This is a genomic window from Pseudoclavibacter chungangensis (assembly GCF_013410545.1).
GTDB lineage: Bacteria > Actinomycetota > Actinomycetes > Actinomycetales > Microbacteriaceae > Pseudoclavibacter > Pseudoclavibacter chungangensis.
On record NZ_JACCFV010000001.1, the window covers coordinates 2837154 to 2850719 of the forward strand.

11 protein-coding genes and 1 pseudogene are annotated in these 13566 nt (G+C 72.3%); 10 read left to right on the forward strand and 2 right to left on the reverse strand.

The annotated features are described in order from the left end of the window. Positions 1-380 precede the first annotated feature (380 nt). A complete protein-coding gene (locus HNR16_RS12515; protein WP_158039920.1) occupies positions 381-1199 on the reverse strand; it encodes an HpcH/HpaI aldolase/citrate lyase family protein in 819 nt (272 codons plus the stop codon). 66 nt (positions 1200-1265) lie between these two features. Between HNR16_RS12515 and HNR16_RS12520 the strand changes: the two genes are divergently transcribed. The 4 genes from HNR16_RS12520 to HNR16_RS12535 all read left to right on the forward strand — a co-directional run bounded on the left by HNR16_RS12520 (position 1266) and on the right by HNR16_RS12535 (position 6478). Beyond that, positions 1266-2585 (forward strand): LLM class flavin-dependent oxidoreductase, encoded by a 1320-nt coding sequence (locus tag HNR16_RS12520; RefSeq protein ID WP_158039919.1) that lies wholly within the window; start codon positions 1266-1268, stop codon positions 2583-2585. Between the two features lie 236 nt (positions 2586-2821). Beyond that, positions 2822-3718, forward strand: coding sequence for a tetratricopeptide repeat protein (locus HNR16_RS12525; protein ID WP_158039918.1), 897 nt, complete (start codon positions 2822-2824; stop codon positions 3716-3718). A gap of 485 nt (positions 3719-4203) precedes the next feature. Beyond that, complete coding sequence (locus HNR16_RS12530) at positions 4204-5736, forward strand: MFS transporter (RefSeq protein WP_158039917.1); 1533 nt, start codon at positions 4204-4206, stop codon at positions 5734-5736. A gap of 40 nt (positions 5737-5776) precedes the next feature. Further along, entirely contained in the window at positions 5777-6478 is a 702-nt protein-coding gene (locus tag HNR16_RS12535) for a TetR/AcrR family transcriptional regulator (RefSeq protein WP_158039916.1), read from the forward strand. 96 nt (positions 6479-6574) lie between these two features. Here the strand turns inward: HNR16_RS12535 and ptsP are convergent, their stop codons facing one another. Further along, positions 6575-8218 (reverse strand): phosphoenolpyruvate--protein phosphotransferase, encoded by a 1644-nt coding sequence (ptsP, locus tag HNR16_RS12540; protein ID WP_158039915.1) that lies wholly within the window; start codon positions 8216-8218, stop codon positions 6575-6577. 91 nt (positions 8219-8309) lie between these two features. Between ptsP and HNR16_RS12545 the strand changes: the two genes are divergently transcribed. The 6 genes and pseudogenes from HNR16_RS12545 to ribA all read left to right on the forward strand — a co-directional run. Continuing rightward, complete coding sequence (locus HNR16_RS12545) at positions 8310-9545, forward strand: YihY/virulence factor BrkB family protein (protein WP_158039914.1); 1236 nt, start codon at positions 8310-8312, stop codon at positions 9543-9545. A 10-nt stretch (positions 9546-9555) separates the two neighbouring features. Beyond that, positions 9556-10401, forward strand: a complete 846-nt coding sequence (locus HNR16_RS12550) for an exodeoxyribonuclease III (protein WP_158039913.1) — start codon at positions 9556-9558, stop codon at positions 10399-10401. 92 nt (positions 10402-10493) lie between these two features. Beyond that, a complete protein-coding gene (gene trpS, locus HNR16_RS12555) occupies positions 10494-11501 on the forward strand; it encodes a tryptophan--tRNA ligase (protein WP_158039912.1) in 1008 nt (335 codons plus the stop codon). Next, the gene (locus tag HNR16_RS12560) at positions 11498-12085 is read left to right on the forward strand and encodes a GNAT family N-acetyltransferase (protein ID WP_158039911.1); all 588 of its coding nucleotides are present in this window, start codon (positions 11498-11500) and stop codon (positions 12083-12085) included. Before trpS ends, HNR16_RS12560 begins: the two co-directional genes overlap by 4 nt. 4 nt (positions 12086-12089) lie before the next feature. Further along, entirely contained in the window at positions 12090-12833 is a 744-nt protein-coding gene (locus HNR16_RS12565) for a polyprenol monophosphomannose synthase (RefSeq protein ID WP_158039910.1), read from the forward strand. A gap of 42 nt (positions 12834-12875) precedes the next feature. After that, positions 12876-13505: pseudogene (gene ribA / locus HNR16_RS12570) on the forward strand (GTP cyclohydrolase II); the annotation flags it as partial. Positions 13506-13566: the final 61 nt, after the last annotated feature.

The following is a 13566-nucleotide window of genomic DNA, read 5'->3' on the forward strand; positions in this document are numbered from 1 at the left end:
CGCGGGCCGCGGGCGGCTCGGGTCGGTGATCGTGGTCCGCCACCCGCCGTCGGGGTTCCGTCGGCGTGGTGGCGGATCCCGATCGTAGGAAGGGTCGGGCCGCGGCCGCGCGGGCGCCCGTCACCCGGCGCACGGGAAGGTCTTCCGAGGTCCGCTCACGAAACACGCCGACGCGCCCCGCAACGCGACGTCACACACTGCTCCGCCCCGCTCCGCCCCGCTCCGCCCCGCTCCGCCCCGCTACGCCCCGCTAACGGCCCGGACGGCCCGGACGGCGTCGCGCAACACGGCAAAAAGCCGGGTTGTTGCTACCGGGCCCGCGGCCCGGTAGCAACAACCCGGCTGGAACGGCTGGATCGGCTGCTGGATCGGCTGCCGGGTCAGGCGGGGACGGGCAGGCCGTAGGCCGTTGCTCGCGCGAGCAGCGTGCGTGCGCGCTCGAGCCGGGGCAGTGCGTCGCCGTCCGCGAGCTCGTCCGGTGCTGCTGCCACTGCGCGCACGAGCTCGGACGCCGCCGCGATCTGCGCCTCGTCCGGCGCGAATGCCGCGTTGAGCGGCGCGAGCTGGCTGTCGAGCAGGGCGAACTTCCCCGTGAAGCCGACATCGAGCGCGACCTCCGCCTGCGCCCGCAACGAGTCGGCCGCGACGCCCTGCGCGCCGCCGTCGATCGGGCCGGCGAGCCCCGCCGCGGTCGACGCGACCGCGATGCGCCCCCGCGGATACGCGAGCGCGACGGCACTCGCGCCGACGCCCGTGTCGCGCCGGAAGTCACCGATCCCGAAGCCGATGCGGAGCACACCCGGGACCGCCGCGATCTCGTCGACGCGCTGGAGGCCGCGCGCCGATTCGACGAGCCGTACGACCGGTAGGCCCGCGAGCTCGCCCGCCGTCGCCGACACGTCGGCCGCCGATTCCGTCTTCGCGAGGACCACGCCGCGCAGTCCGCGCACACCGCGCAGCGCGTCGACGGCACCCGCCCAGTGCCGCGAACCGAACGCGTCGATCCGCACCCACGCGGCACCGCCCGCCCCCAGCCAGTCGCGGAGCTCGCCGAGCGCGGCCCGCTTCTCGCCACCGGGAACCGCGTCCTCGACATCGATCACGAACGCGTCCGCGTCGTGCGGCACGGCCCACTCCTCGCGGCGCGAGGGCCGGCCGGACCGCATGAGCCAGGTGCGCGCGAACGCCGGATCGATCATGACTGCTGCCTTCCGAGCGATCGGGGACTACGTTGTTTAGGTAAACCTTACTTTCCCGGAGACCCGATGCCCAGCGCCGCACGCCAGATCCACCTCGCCCTGTTCGCCCTGCCCCACGGCCAGCTCGCGTCCTCGTGGAGACTCCCCGAGATCCCCGAGCACAGCACGAACGACTTCGACGAGTACCGACAGGCCGCCGACATCATCGAGCGCGCGAAGTTCGACGCGTTCTTCATCGCCGACAAGCTCACGATCGGCTCGGAGGACAGCTGGCGCTACGGACCGCCCGTCGACGCGTTCGAGCCGTTCACACTCGGCGGCGCGCTCGCGGCGGTCACCGAGCGGCTCGGTGTCGTCGCGACGGCGTCGACGACGTTCCAGCACCCGTACCTCATCGCCCGCAGCATGCTCGCACTCGACCACCTCTCGCGCGGCCGCGCCGGGTGGAACATCGTCACGAGCTACTCGCCCGACACGGTCCGGAACTTCGGGCTGGACGAGCACCTCCCCCACGACGAGCGCTACGAGATCGCCGAGGAGGCCGTCGACGTCGTGCGGCGACTGTGGTGCAGCTGGGACGAGGACGCGGTCGTCTGGGACCGTGAGGCCGGGCTCTACACGCGCCCCGGCTCGGTGCACGCGATCGATCACGTGGGCGCGCACTTCCGCGTCTCGGGGCCCGGCGAGTTCCGCCGCTCGGTGCAGGGCGAACCGGTCCGCGTGCAGGCCGGCTCCTCGGGTCGCGGTATGACGTTCGCCGCGACGCGCGCGGAAATGGTGTTCACGGCGCAGACGACGCTCGAATCCGGTGTCGCGTTCGCCGAAGAGCTGCGTGAACGGGCCCGACAGGTGGGTCGTCGCGACGACGAACTCGTCATCATGCCGGGCTTCTCGTACGCCGTCGGTTCGAGCGACGATGAGGCGCGCCGCATCGCGGACGAACTGGTCGAGACGGTTCAGCCGGAACACATCCTGGGCAGTATCCGGGACGTCGTACAGCTCGACCTGCGGGAGTACCCGCTCGACGGCCCCGTGCCCGAGCTGCCGGATCCGGCGACCGTGCAGGGGCACCGCTCGCGCCTCGAGGTCTACAAGCGCATCGCCGAGACGGAGTCCCTCACGCTGCGCGACTTCGCCCGCCGCGTCGCAGCGCAACGCGGGCATCACCAGATCGTCGGCTCGCCGGAGCGCATCGCCGACGATCTGCAGCGCTGGTTCGAGTCGGGGGCAGCCGACGGGTTCAACGTCATGCCGCACACGATTCCCGGACAGTTGCGCGCATTCGCGGAGCATGTCGTCCCGATCCTGCAGGAGCGCGGCCTGTTCCGTCGCGAGTACGAGGGGACGACGCTGCGCGAGCACCTCGGGGTTCCCTATCGGGGCTGATCGAGCCACGATTCCCCGATCCGCGGCACGGCCGTCCAGATGGTGCGACCATGACCCTCGGAGCGCTAGATTGGCCCTTCGAGGGCGGTGGTTCCAGGCCGCCCGGGGATCGGGGGAACAGGCATGATCGGGGAGCATGCGAGGGGCCGGGAACGCGTACCGGGCGCGGCCGGGCATCGAGCCGGAACGCCGACGGGCGTGACGCCACGACACTGCGGGCGCGGGCGCGGGCGCGCATGACCGGCCAGGCGGATCCCGTCGAGGAGGCGCTCGCCGCGCTCGCCCGCTCGGAGCGGGAGCTCGGTCCGGACCACCCAGCGACGCTCGACGCCCTGGAGGACCTCGCGGACGCCTCGGGAGACTCGGGCGACCTCGACGCGGTCGTGCAGATCACGCGGCAACTGCTCGCGGAGCGCGAACGCGTCCTCGGCGCGACCGATCACGCGACGCTCCGCACGGGTGAGGACCTCGCGCGCGCCCTGCTGGATCTCGGCAACATCGACGACGCCGTCGAGGTGCTCGAGACGACGCTCGCACGCCTCGAGGGCATGGCGGACACGGGCCCGGAGGACACGCTCGAGGCACGGTTCATCCTCGCCGACGCGGCGGCGCGCTCGGGCGAGGCGGCCGCGGCGATCGAGCTCCACCGCAGCGTGCTCGCGGATCGGGATCACCTGCTCGGCCCGGACGACGGCGACACGATCCGTTCGCGGGACGCGCTCGCGGCGGCGTACACGACGACGGGTGAGACGGAGCGGGCGCTCTCGCTGCTCGGCCAGAACGTCGCGAGCCTCGAACGCGCGCTCGGCGACGACCACCCCGAGACGATCGCCGCGCGCGACGTGCTCGCGCGGGCGAGCGAGCGATCCGGGAACGCCGACTACGCGGCGGCGCTCCGGCGGCGCACCCACGAGTCGCTCGCGCAGGTGCTCGATCCGACCGACCCCGAAGTGCTCGACGCGCTCACGGAGCTCGCACTGGTCGCGGCCCGCGCGGGTCGGTTCGACGACGCCACGGGGTACGTCGCGAAGACCCTCCAGATCCGCTGGCGCACGCTGGGCCCCGATCACCCCGCGACGATCGCGACGCAGGACCAGTTGGCCGCGATCCGGGAGGCCGCCGAGGGCCGCTGAGCGACGCGTCGACCGGGCTGGTCGGCGGGCGCGGAACCGAGCGCGCGGGCCCGATCTGCCGAGCCGGGCCGAGGAATCGCGGCAGCGCTCCCCCGGGAGGTGCGTTGCCGCTCAGGCCGACACGACGATGGGCGGCTGGCCGGGCGCGACAGACGGGTGCCGGATGCGATGAGCATCAGGTCCGCCGAGCGCCGTCTCCGGCGAGGCCGGGTGCGCTGAGGTCCGGGTGCGCCGAGTGACGGACGAGCCGGTCGGCACGTCGCTGAACACGCTGCAGGGGAACCTCGAGCTGCTCGCGGCACGCAGAAAGCCGGGTTGTTGCTACCGGGCCGCGGGCCCGGTAGCAACAACCCGGCTTTTTTCGGCGGGGTTCGCCGCAGCGCGCGACCGCGGTGCTCGCGCACGCCGTCCACACACCGCCCACACGCCATCGGGTGGCGTCCGCGCCTTCCGCCAGTAACCATACGTTTGGTACAGTAATCCCCATGTCGACCCGATCCATCGCCGTTCCGCGCTCTCCGCTCTCGGCCGGACGACGCTGGGCCCTGCTCGCGACCGTCGGCTCCGGCCTCCTGCTGATCGCGCTCGACAACTCGATCCTCTACACGGCCCTCCCCACGCTGACGGCCGAGCTGCACGCGACCGGTTCGACCGCACTGTGGATCATCAACGCGTACCCCGTCGTCATGGCCGGGCTCCTGCTCGGCTCGGGCACGCTCGGCGACCGGATCGGGCACCGCCGCATGTTCCTCGTCGGGCTCGGCCTGTTCGGTGTCGCATCGCTCGGGGCGGCGTTCTCGCCGACCGCCGAGGTGCTCATCGCCGCCCGCGCCCTGCTCGCCGTCGGGGCCGCCGCCATGATGCCCGCGACGCTCGCGCTCATCCGCGTCACGTTCGAGATCGAGCGCGAACGCAATCTCGCGATCGCCGTCTGGGGCAGCATCGCGGTCGTCGGGGCGGCGCTCGGCCCGATCGTCGGCGGCGTGCTCATCGAACGGTTCCACTGGGGCTCGGTGTTCCTCATCAACGTCCCCGTCGTGCTCGTCGCGATCGTCGCGACGCTGTGCATCGCACCGAGTGACGCACCGGATCGCTCGAAGCACTGGGACGCGATCTCGTCGGCGCAGGCCATGCTCGCGCTCGTCGGGGCCGTGTTCTTCATCAAGGAGCTCGCCCACACGCCACCGAACTGGCCGCTCGTCGCGGTCGCGGCACTCGCCTCGGTCGTCGGCGGCGTCCTGTTCGTCCGCCGCCAGCGTCGCCTCGACGACCCGCTGCTCGACTTCGTCGTGTTCCGCAACGCGGCCTTCGCGTCGGGGGTCGTCGCCGCCGCGGCGACGATGTTCGCGATCGGTGGCGCGCAGCTCGTGACGACGCAGCGCTACCAGCTCGTCGCGGGCTTCACCCCGCTCGAGGCGGGCCTGCTCGTGTCGACCGTCGCGATCGGCTCGCTGCCGACGGCGCTCCTCGGCGGGGCCCTGCTGCACCGGATCGGCCTGCGCGTCCTCATCGCGGGCGGTCTCGCGCTCGCCGCCGTCGGGGTGCTCCTCGTGCTCGTCGCGATGCCTGCCGACGGACTGTGGCTGCTCGTCGGCGCGCTGCTCGTCATGGGCGCGGGCCTCGGTGCGACGATGTCGGTCGCCTCCACGGCGATCGTCACGAACGTGAGCGCGAAGCGCGCCGGCATGGCCTCCTCGGTCGAGGAGGTCTCGTACGAGTTCGGCTCGCTCACCGCCGTCACGCTGCTCGGCAGCCTGTTGACGCTCGTGTACGCGATGACGGTGCGGCTGCCCGACGGCGCACCCGACGCGGCGCGCGAGGGCCTGCCGGACGCGATCGCCGCGGCCGCCGGCGATCCGGGGATCCTGGCGGCGGCGGGCAGTGCGTACGATACGGCGTTCACCGTCTCGATGGTCGTGCTCGCGGTCGTCCTCGTCGCGGGGGCCGCGATCACCGGGCGGGCGTTGCGCGACTACGGTCCCGGCATCGCGACCTCGAACGAGCACCGAGCGGGATGAGCGGAACGAGCGACATGAGCGCGGACGAAAGGCGGAGGCGATGAGACCGAGCAAGCGCAGCGAGATCCTCGACGCGGCACTCGAGGTCGTCGAGACGGGCGGCGTGACGGCCGTCACGTTCGAGTCGGTCGCGGCCGCGGCCGGTGTCACGAAGGGCGGCCTGCTCTACCACTTCCCCTCGCGGGACGCGCTCGTCCACGCGATGCACGTGCACCTCGCCGAACGGTGGGAGGCGCAGCTCGAGGCCGCGGCGGGCACGCCGTGGGAGTCGACGGACGCCGACGACCGCTGCCGCGCGTACACGACCGTCGCGATCGAGAGCGCGACGCGGGCCGAGCTGTTGCTCATGCTCGACGCGAGCGCGGACGCACACGCCGACGCCGATGCCGTGTGCAGCGGCGTGATCCGCCGGTGGGCGGCACCGGCACCCGACGGTTCGGCGCCGGCACCGGAGGCCCTCGACCGCTTCGTCGCGAGGCTCGCGGCCGACGGTCTGTGGTTGCACGACGCACTGGGCGGTCCGCCGCTCGACCCCGAGGTGCGACGGCTCGTGGCGGCGCGGCTCGCGGACCCGAGGGTCGCGCCCGAGACCGGGACACCCCCGGCGGGTGCGACGGGCACGATCGAAGCCGAACCCGCCACCGCGACCGTGACCGTGACCGAGTCGAAAACAGAAACCGGGACCGAGACCGGGACCTCGGACACGACGGACGAGCTCAGCGCGGGCGCCGAGACACCCTGAGCGCCTCGGCCGCAGCCGTCCCCTCGGCCTCGCTCGGCGCCCCGAACCACCTCCGGCACGCGCGCACGCGGCCCGCGCACCGGAGGCGGTGACGGATCAGGCGTTCGCGGCGGCCTCGCGTGCCTCGTGCGCGCTCGATGCCGCGACGGCGGCCTTCGCCTTCGCGCGGGCCTGTTCGAGCGTCACGCCCTTGAGTGCGGCGCGCACCTCGGCGAACGCGGGCGGCGCCATCGAGAGCGAGTGCATGCCGAGCCCCACGAGCACGACCGCGAGCGCCGGGTCGGCGGCGGCCTCACCGCACACGCCGACGCGCTTGCCGGTCGCGGCGCCCGCCGCGCCGACCGATTGCACGAGCCGCAGCACGGCGGGGTGCCACGGGTCCTGGAACGCGGCGACCGAGCCGAGCAGGCGGTCGGCGGCCATCGTGTACTGCGTGAGGTCGTTCGTGCCGATCGACACGAAGTCGCTCGTCTCGAGGATCTGCTCGCACAGGATCGCGGCCGACGGGACCTCGACCATCGAACCCGCGACCCTGACGCCGAGCTCGCGCGCGAGTGCCGTGAAGTACGCGCTCTCCCCCGCGTCCGAGACCATGGGCGCCATGACCCAGACCTCGGCGCCCGACGCCTCACCGGCGGCGACGAGCGCCTGCAACTGGTCACGCAGGATCTGCTCGTTCTCGCGCAGGACGCGCAGGCCCCGCAGGCCGAGGGCCGGGTTCGGCTCGTGGACGTCGGTGAGGAACGCGAGCGGCTTGTCGGCGCCCGCGTCGAGCACGCGTGCGACGACCTTCTTGCCGGCGAAGTGGGTGAACAGCTCGGTGTAGACCTTCGTCTGTTCCTCGACGGACGGGGCCGTGTCGGTGTCGAGGAAGAGGAACTCGGTGCGGAACAGCCCGACGCCCTCGGCGCCGAGCTCGATCGCGCGCTCGCCGTCGGCGGGCTTGCCGACGTTCGCGAGGATCTGCACGGGTGTGCCGTCCGCGAGCGCGCCCGGCTCGAGCGGCGCGGCGGCGATCGCGGCGGCGCGCTCGATCTCGGCCCGGGCCTCTGCGACCTGCTCGTGGCTCGGGTCGGCGACGACGACGCCGCGTCCCGCGTCGACGATCACGCGCTGTCCGTCGTGCAGCTCGTCGGCGCCCTTGACGGCGACGACCGCGGGCAGGCCCTTCTCGGCGGCGAGGATGCCCGTGTGCGCCTTCGGGCTGCCGTCGCGCGTGACGAGCGCGAGGATCTTGGAGAGGTCGAGCTTCGCCGTGTCGGCGGGGGCGAGGTCGTGGGCGACGAGCACGAACGGCTCGTCGCGGACGGGCACCTCGGGCGTCGGCACGCCGAGCAGGCGGGCGATGACGCGCTGCGAGACGTCGCTGAGGTCGGTCGCGCGCTCGGCCATGTAGCCGCCCATGCCGCGCAGCGTCTCCGCGAACGCGTCGAGGGCCTCGTACACGGCGCGCTCGGCGGTCTTGCCCTGCGCGGTGCGCTCCGAGACGGCGTCGGCGAGGCTCGGGTCGCCCGCCATCATGGCCGCCGCCTCGACGACCTCTCGCGCCGAGCCCTCGAGGTCGCCCGCTCGCACCTGCAGGTCGCGTGCGGTCGCGGACAGCGCCGCGAGCGCGCGCTCGCGCTCCGCGTCGGCGTCGCCCTTCGCCCGCTCGTCGGCCGGTACCGGCAGCGGATCGGGCATGCGCACGACCTCACCGACGGCGACCCTCGTGCCGACCCCGAATCCCTGCAGCTCCATGTGCGCTCTCCTCTTCGACGACGCATGTTCGTGTTCCGGACACACGACGTCGTTGCCGACCCCGTGTGCCCGGTCGTCTTAGGGTAGTCGCGTGAAGCGACCGAACGACAGGACAGGCAGGGGCCGCGGCGCCCCGCACTCGTTCGTGCCGCCGTACCCGAAGCGCAACGGGGACGAGCCGGTCACGAAGCGCGCGATGACGCTCGCCCAGTGGATCCAGGGCACGCGGCCGGTGCGCGTCATGATGCACTTCACCGAGCGCGGCGGTTCGGTCATGGCGGGCGGCATGGCGTACTCGGCGCTCTTCTCCGGGTTCGCGGCCCTCTGGGTGTTCTTCTCGGTCGTCGCGCTCGTGTTCGCGAACTCGCCCGAGCTCATGGACTCGGTCATCGAGGCCCTCGACGTCGTCCCGGGCCTCATCGGCGACGACGGGGTCATCAAGCCGGACCAGCTCACCCAGCTCACCGTCTTCGGCTGGACCGGTGCGATCGCCCTCGTCGGTGCGCTGTGGACCGCCATCGGCTGGATCGGCGGCACGCGCACCGCGATCCGCAACATCTTCGACGTGCCGACCGCGACGAGCCGTTCGTTCGTGCTCGACAAGCTCCTCGACCTCGTGTTCGTCCTCGCGATCGCGGTCGGGCTCGTCGTGTCGGTGACGGTGTCCGTCGCCTCCACGAGCCTCCTGCGGTGGCTGCTCTCGCTCATCGAGGTCGACAGTTCGGTCGTCTCGTTCTTCCTCGGCCTCGCGGGTCTCGTGCTGTCGTTCCTCGTGAACCTCGTGATCGTCGCGTGCATCCTCACGCTCCTGAGCGGCCTGCGCATCCCCCGGCGGATCCTCCTCGGGGGTGCGGGGCTCGGCGCGCTCGGGATCCTCGTCATCACGCAGCTCGGTTCGTTGCTCATCGGCGGCGCGTCGCGCAACCCGTTCCTCGCCTCGTTCGCCGTCCTCATCGGTGTGCTCATCTTCGCGAACCTCGTCTGCACGATCATCCTCATCAGCGCGTCGTGGGTGAAGGTGTGGATGGACGACGCGGGCGCCTCGCCGCGGCTCCTGACGGCCGCACAGGCCGAGAAGGAGGCGACGACGGCCGAGCTGCGCGCGCGCCGCGACCGGCTCGCCGCCGACCGGATCGAGCTGCGCGACCAGCTCAATCGCACGCCCCGCTTCCGTCGTTCCCGCATCCGACGTCGGCTCGAGGAGGTCGATCGCGAGCAGCGACGGCTCGAGCGCGAGGACCTCGCGCGACGCATCGGTCTCGACGACGAGGGCGGCGATCCGCGCGCCGACGCGTCGGGCACGAGGTCGCGGGAGTCCGGTGCCTAGACTGGAGGCCATGGCCCGAACGATCCGCATCGCTTCCGTCAACGTCAACGGCGTCCGCGCCGCGTACCGGAAGGGTATGGGCGATTGGCTCGACGGCCGAGGCGTCGACGTGCTCGCCCTGCAGGAGGTGCGCGCGGCGCGCAGCGACCTCGAACCCCTGCTCGGTGACGAGTGGCACCTCGTCAACGACGAGGCGAACGCGAAGGGCCGCGCGGGCGTCGCGATCGCCTCGCGCCTTCGCCTCGGCGAGACGCGCACGGCCCTCGGCCCCGACGACTTCGACTCCTCGGGCCGCTGGATCGAGCAGGACCTCGACGTCGACGGCACGCCGTTCACGCTCGTGAGCGTCTACACGAACTCCGGCGAGGCCGAGACGCCGAAGCAGGAGGAGAAGTGGCGCTTCCTCGACGCCATGACCGAGCGCCTGGCGGAGCTCCGCGCGGCGAGCGAACGCGTCCTCCTCGTCGGCGACTTCAACGTCGGCCACACGACGCTCGACATCAAGAACTGGAAGGGCAACGTCAAGCGGGCCGGGTTCCTGCCCCGCGAGCGCGCCTACTTCGACCGGTTCTTCGGCGAGCGCGGCGCGCAGGTCGACTGTGCCGACGGGACGACGGGCGAGGGCCAGGGCTGGGTCGACGTCGGTCGCATGCTCTCGGGGCCCGTCGAGGGCCCGTACACGTGGTGGTCGCAGCGCGGCAAGGCGTTCGACAACGACACGGGCTGGCGCATCGACTACCACATGGCCTCCCCCGCACTCGCGGCGGTCGCGAGCGGCTACACGGTCGACCGCGCGAGCGCCTACGACACGCGCTGGTCCGACCACGCACCCGTCGTCGTCGACTACGCCCTCTAGTCCCCCATCACTTCCGCGGGTCACCCGGGGCATGGCCCGTGACCCCGTCCGTCGCGCGGGCGCGATCCCGCCGCCATCGAATCGAGCAGCACATGACCAAGCCCATCCTCTTCTCCGGCATGCAGCCGTCCGCGGACTCGCTGCACCTCGGCAACTACGTCGGCGCGCTGACCAACTGGGTCGCGATGCAGGACGACTTCGACCCGATCTACTGCGTCGTCAACCAGCACGCGATCACGGTGCCCTACGACCCCGCGGAGCTCCTCACGCGCACGCGCACGACGGCGGCCCAGTTCCTCGCGGCGGGCATCGACGTCGAGCGCTCGGCGCTGTTCGTGCAGTCCGACGTCGCCGCTCACGCGGAGCTCAACTGGGTCCTCGGCTCCATCACGGGCTACGGCGAGGCGGCGCGCATGACGCAGTTCAAGGACAAGTCGCAGCGCCACGGCACCGAGGCGACGAACGTCGGCCTGTTCACCTACCCGATCCTCATGGCCGCCGACATCCTGCTCTACCGCACACAGGTCGTTCCCGTCGGCGAGGACCAGCGGCAGCACATCGAGCTCGCCCGGACGCTCGCCGAGCGGTTCAACTCCCGGTTCGGTGAGACGTTCGTCGTGCCCGAGGCGCACATCGTGGCCGAGTCGGCGAAGGTCTACGACCTGCAGAACCCCGGTGCGAAGATGTCGAAGTCGGCCGAGTCCGATGCCGGCCTGCTCAGGGTGCTCGACGATCCGAAGGTGACCGCGAAGAAGATCATGCGCGCCGTGACCGACGCCGACGGTGAGATCCGCTTCGACCGGGCCGCGAAGCCCGGTGTCTCGAACCTCCTCACGATCTACTCGGTCCTCGCGAACCGGCCGATCGCCGACCTCGAGGCGGAGTACGCGGGACGCGGCTACGGCGAGCTCAAGAAGGGCCTCGCGGAGGTCGTGACCGAGGTGTTCACGCCCATCCGCGAGCGCACGAACGAACTGCTCGGCGACCCGGCCGAGCTCGATCGCCTGCTCGCGCGCGGCGCCGACCGGGCGCGGGAGCGGGCCGAGCCGACGATCACGGCGGTGTACGAGCGCGTCGGTTTCCCCTGTCCCGCTCGATGACCGCGGGCGGGGCCCCGGGCGCGCGGACGCTCGTCGACGGGAGCGAGGGTGTCGTGCTCGACGCGCTCGGGGACCGCGACGTGGACGCGCTGACGGCGCTCTGGCGCGACCCGGACGCGGTCCGGTTCCTGAACGTCGCCCAGCCGGCGAGCCGTGCCGATGCCGAGCGGTCCGTCGAGCGCGCGCGGGCCGGTGACGGGGGCGTCACGTTCGCCGTCCGCAGCCGAACCGGCGGGCCACTGCTCGGCACCGTCGCGCTCCACGGTCCGGCACCCCGTGGTTCGTTGAGCGTCGCCACCGCACCGGCCGCGCGTGGGCGCGGTCTCACGACCGCGGCCGTCCGGCTCCTCCTCGATCGGGCCGGCCGGCTCGGTTACCGGGTGCTCGACTGGGAGTGCCTGACGGACAACGTGGCGTCGATCGCGCTCGCCGAGCGCCTCGGTTTCGAGTTCGAGCGCAGCGGCCCGTCCACGTCCGTGCTGCACCACCGGGGCAAACCCGCCCGGTTCGCCACGCTCGACCTGTCGCGCGACGCGGACCGCGCCCCCGTACACCCGTGCGCCCCGACCCCGGAAGTAGGATGATCCGATGTCCCGAGCCCTCGTCATCGTGCCGACGTACAACGAGCGCGAGAACGTCGAGTCGATCGTGCACCGCGTCCTCGACGCCGACCGTCGCGTCGACGTGCTCGTCGTCGACGACGGATCACCCGACGGGACCGGAGCGATCGCGGACCGCATCGCGTCGAGCGATCCCCGCGTGCGGGTGCTCCATCGCGAGGGGAAGCTCGGGCTGGGATCGGCGTACGTCGCGGGATTCCGCGACGCGATCACGGGTGGCTACGACTGGGCGTTCGAGTTCGACGCCGACGGGTCGCACCCGCCCGAGCGGCTGCCCGAAATGCTCGATGCCCTCGAGGGTGGCGCCGCGCTCGTCATCGGGACGCGCTGGATGCCGGGCGGTCGCACCGAGAACTGGCCGCTCAGGCGTCGGATCCTGAGCCGCGGCGCCTCGATCTACGCGCGCACCCTGCTGCGCAGCCGGCTCCGCGACATCACCGCCGGCTACCGCGGCTATCGCGTCGCGCTGCTCGAATCGGTCGACCTCGACGCGATCCGCTCGAACGGCTACTGCTTCCAGATCGAGACCGCGTGGCTCGTCGAGCGACTCGGCCACCGCATCGTCGAGGTGCCCATTACGTTCGTCGAGCGAGCGGAGGGTGCGTCGAAGATGTCGATCGGTATCGTGGTCGAGGCGATCTGGCGCGTCCTCGCATGGGGTATCGGCTCCCGACTGCGCGACCTGCACCGCCCACCCGCCGCGACGCACTGACCGCGGCCCCACGAACCCCCGAGGAACGCACGCATGAACGATCGGATCCGATTCGAGGTCGAGACGACGATCCCGACCGTCCACGGATCCCTCCGGTTCCGCGCCTACACCGACCTCGTGACGGGTGATCTGCACCTCGCGATCATCTCCGGCAAGCCCGCCGACGGCACGCTCGTGCGCGTCCACTCGGAGTGCCTCACGGGCGAGACGTTCGGCTCGCTCAAGTGCGAGTGCGGGCCACAGCTCGACGCGGCGCTCGACACGATCGTGCGCGAGAACGGCATCGTGCTGTACCTGCGCGGACACGAGGGGCGCGGGATCGGGCTCCTCAACAAGCTGCGCGCGTACGCGCTGCAGGAGGAGGGGCTCGACACGGTCGACGCCAACACGGCGCTCGGACTGCCCGCCGACGCGCGCGACTACACGGCCGCGGCGGCGATGCTCGACGAGCTCGGCGTGCACAGCGTCCGGCTCCTGACGAACAACCCCGCGAAGCAGCAGGCACTCATCGCGCACGGCATCGACGTCACGGAGCGCGTGCCGCTCGAGGTCGGCCGGACGGCCGAGAACGCCGCCTACCTCGACACGAAGGCCGCCCGCATGGGGCACCTCCTGCACGTCCCGTCGCCTCGCGCGGACGATGCGGGCGACCGCGCCCCGTCGTCCGACTGATCGCGCTCGCGCCGATCGTGACCGCCCCTCCCGCGCGGCGCGTCGCGGGTGTACGCTTTCT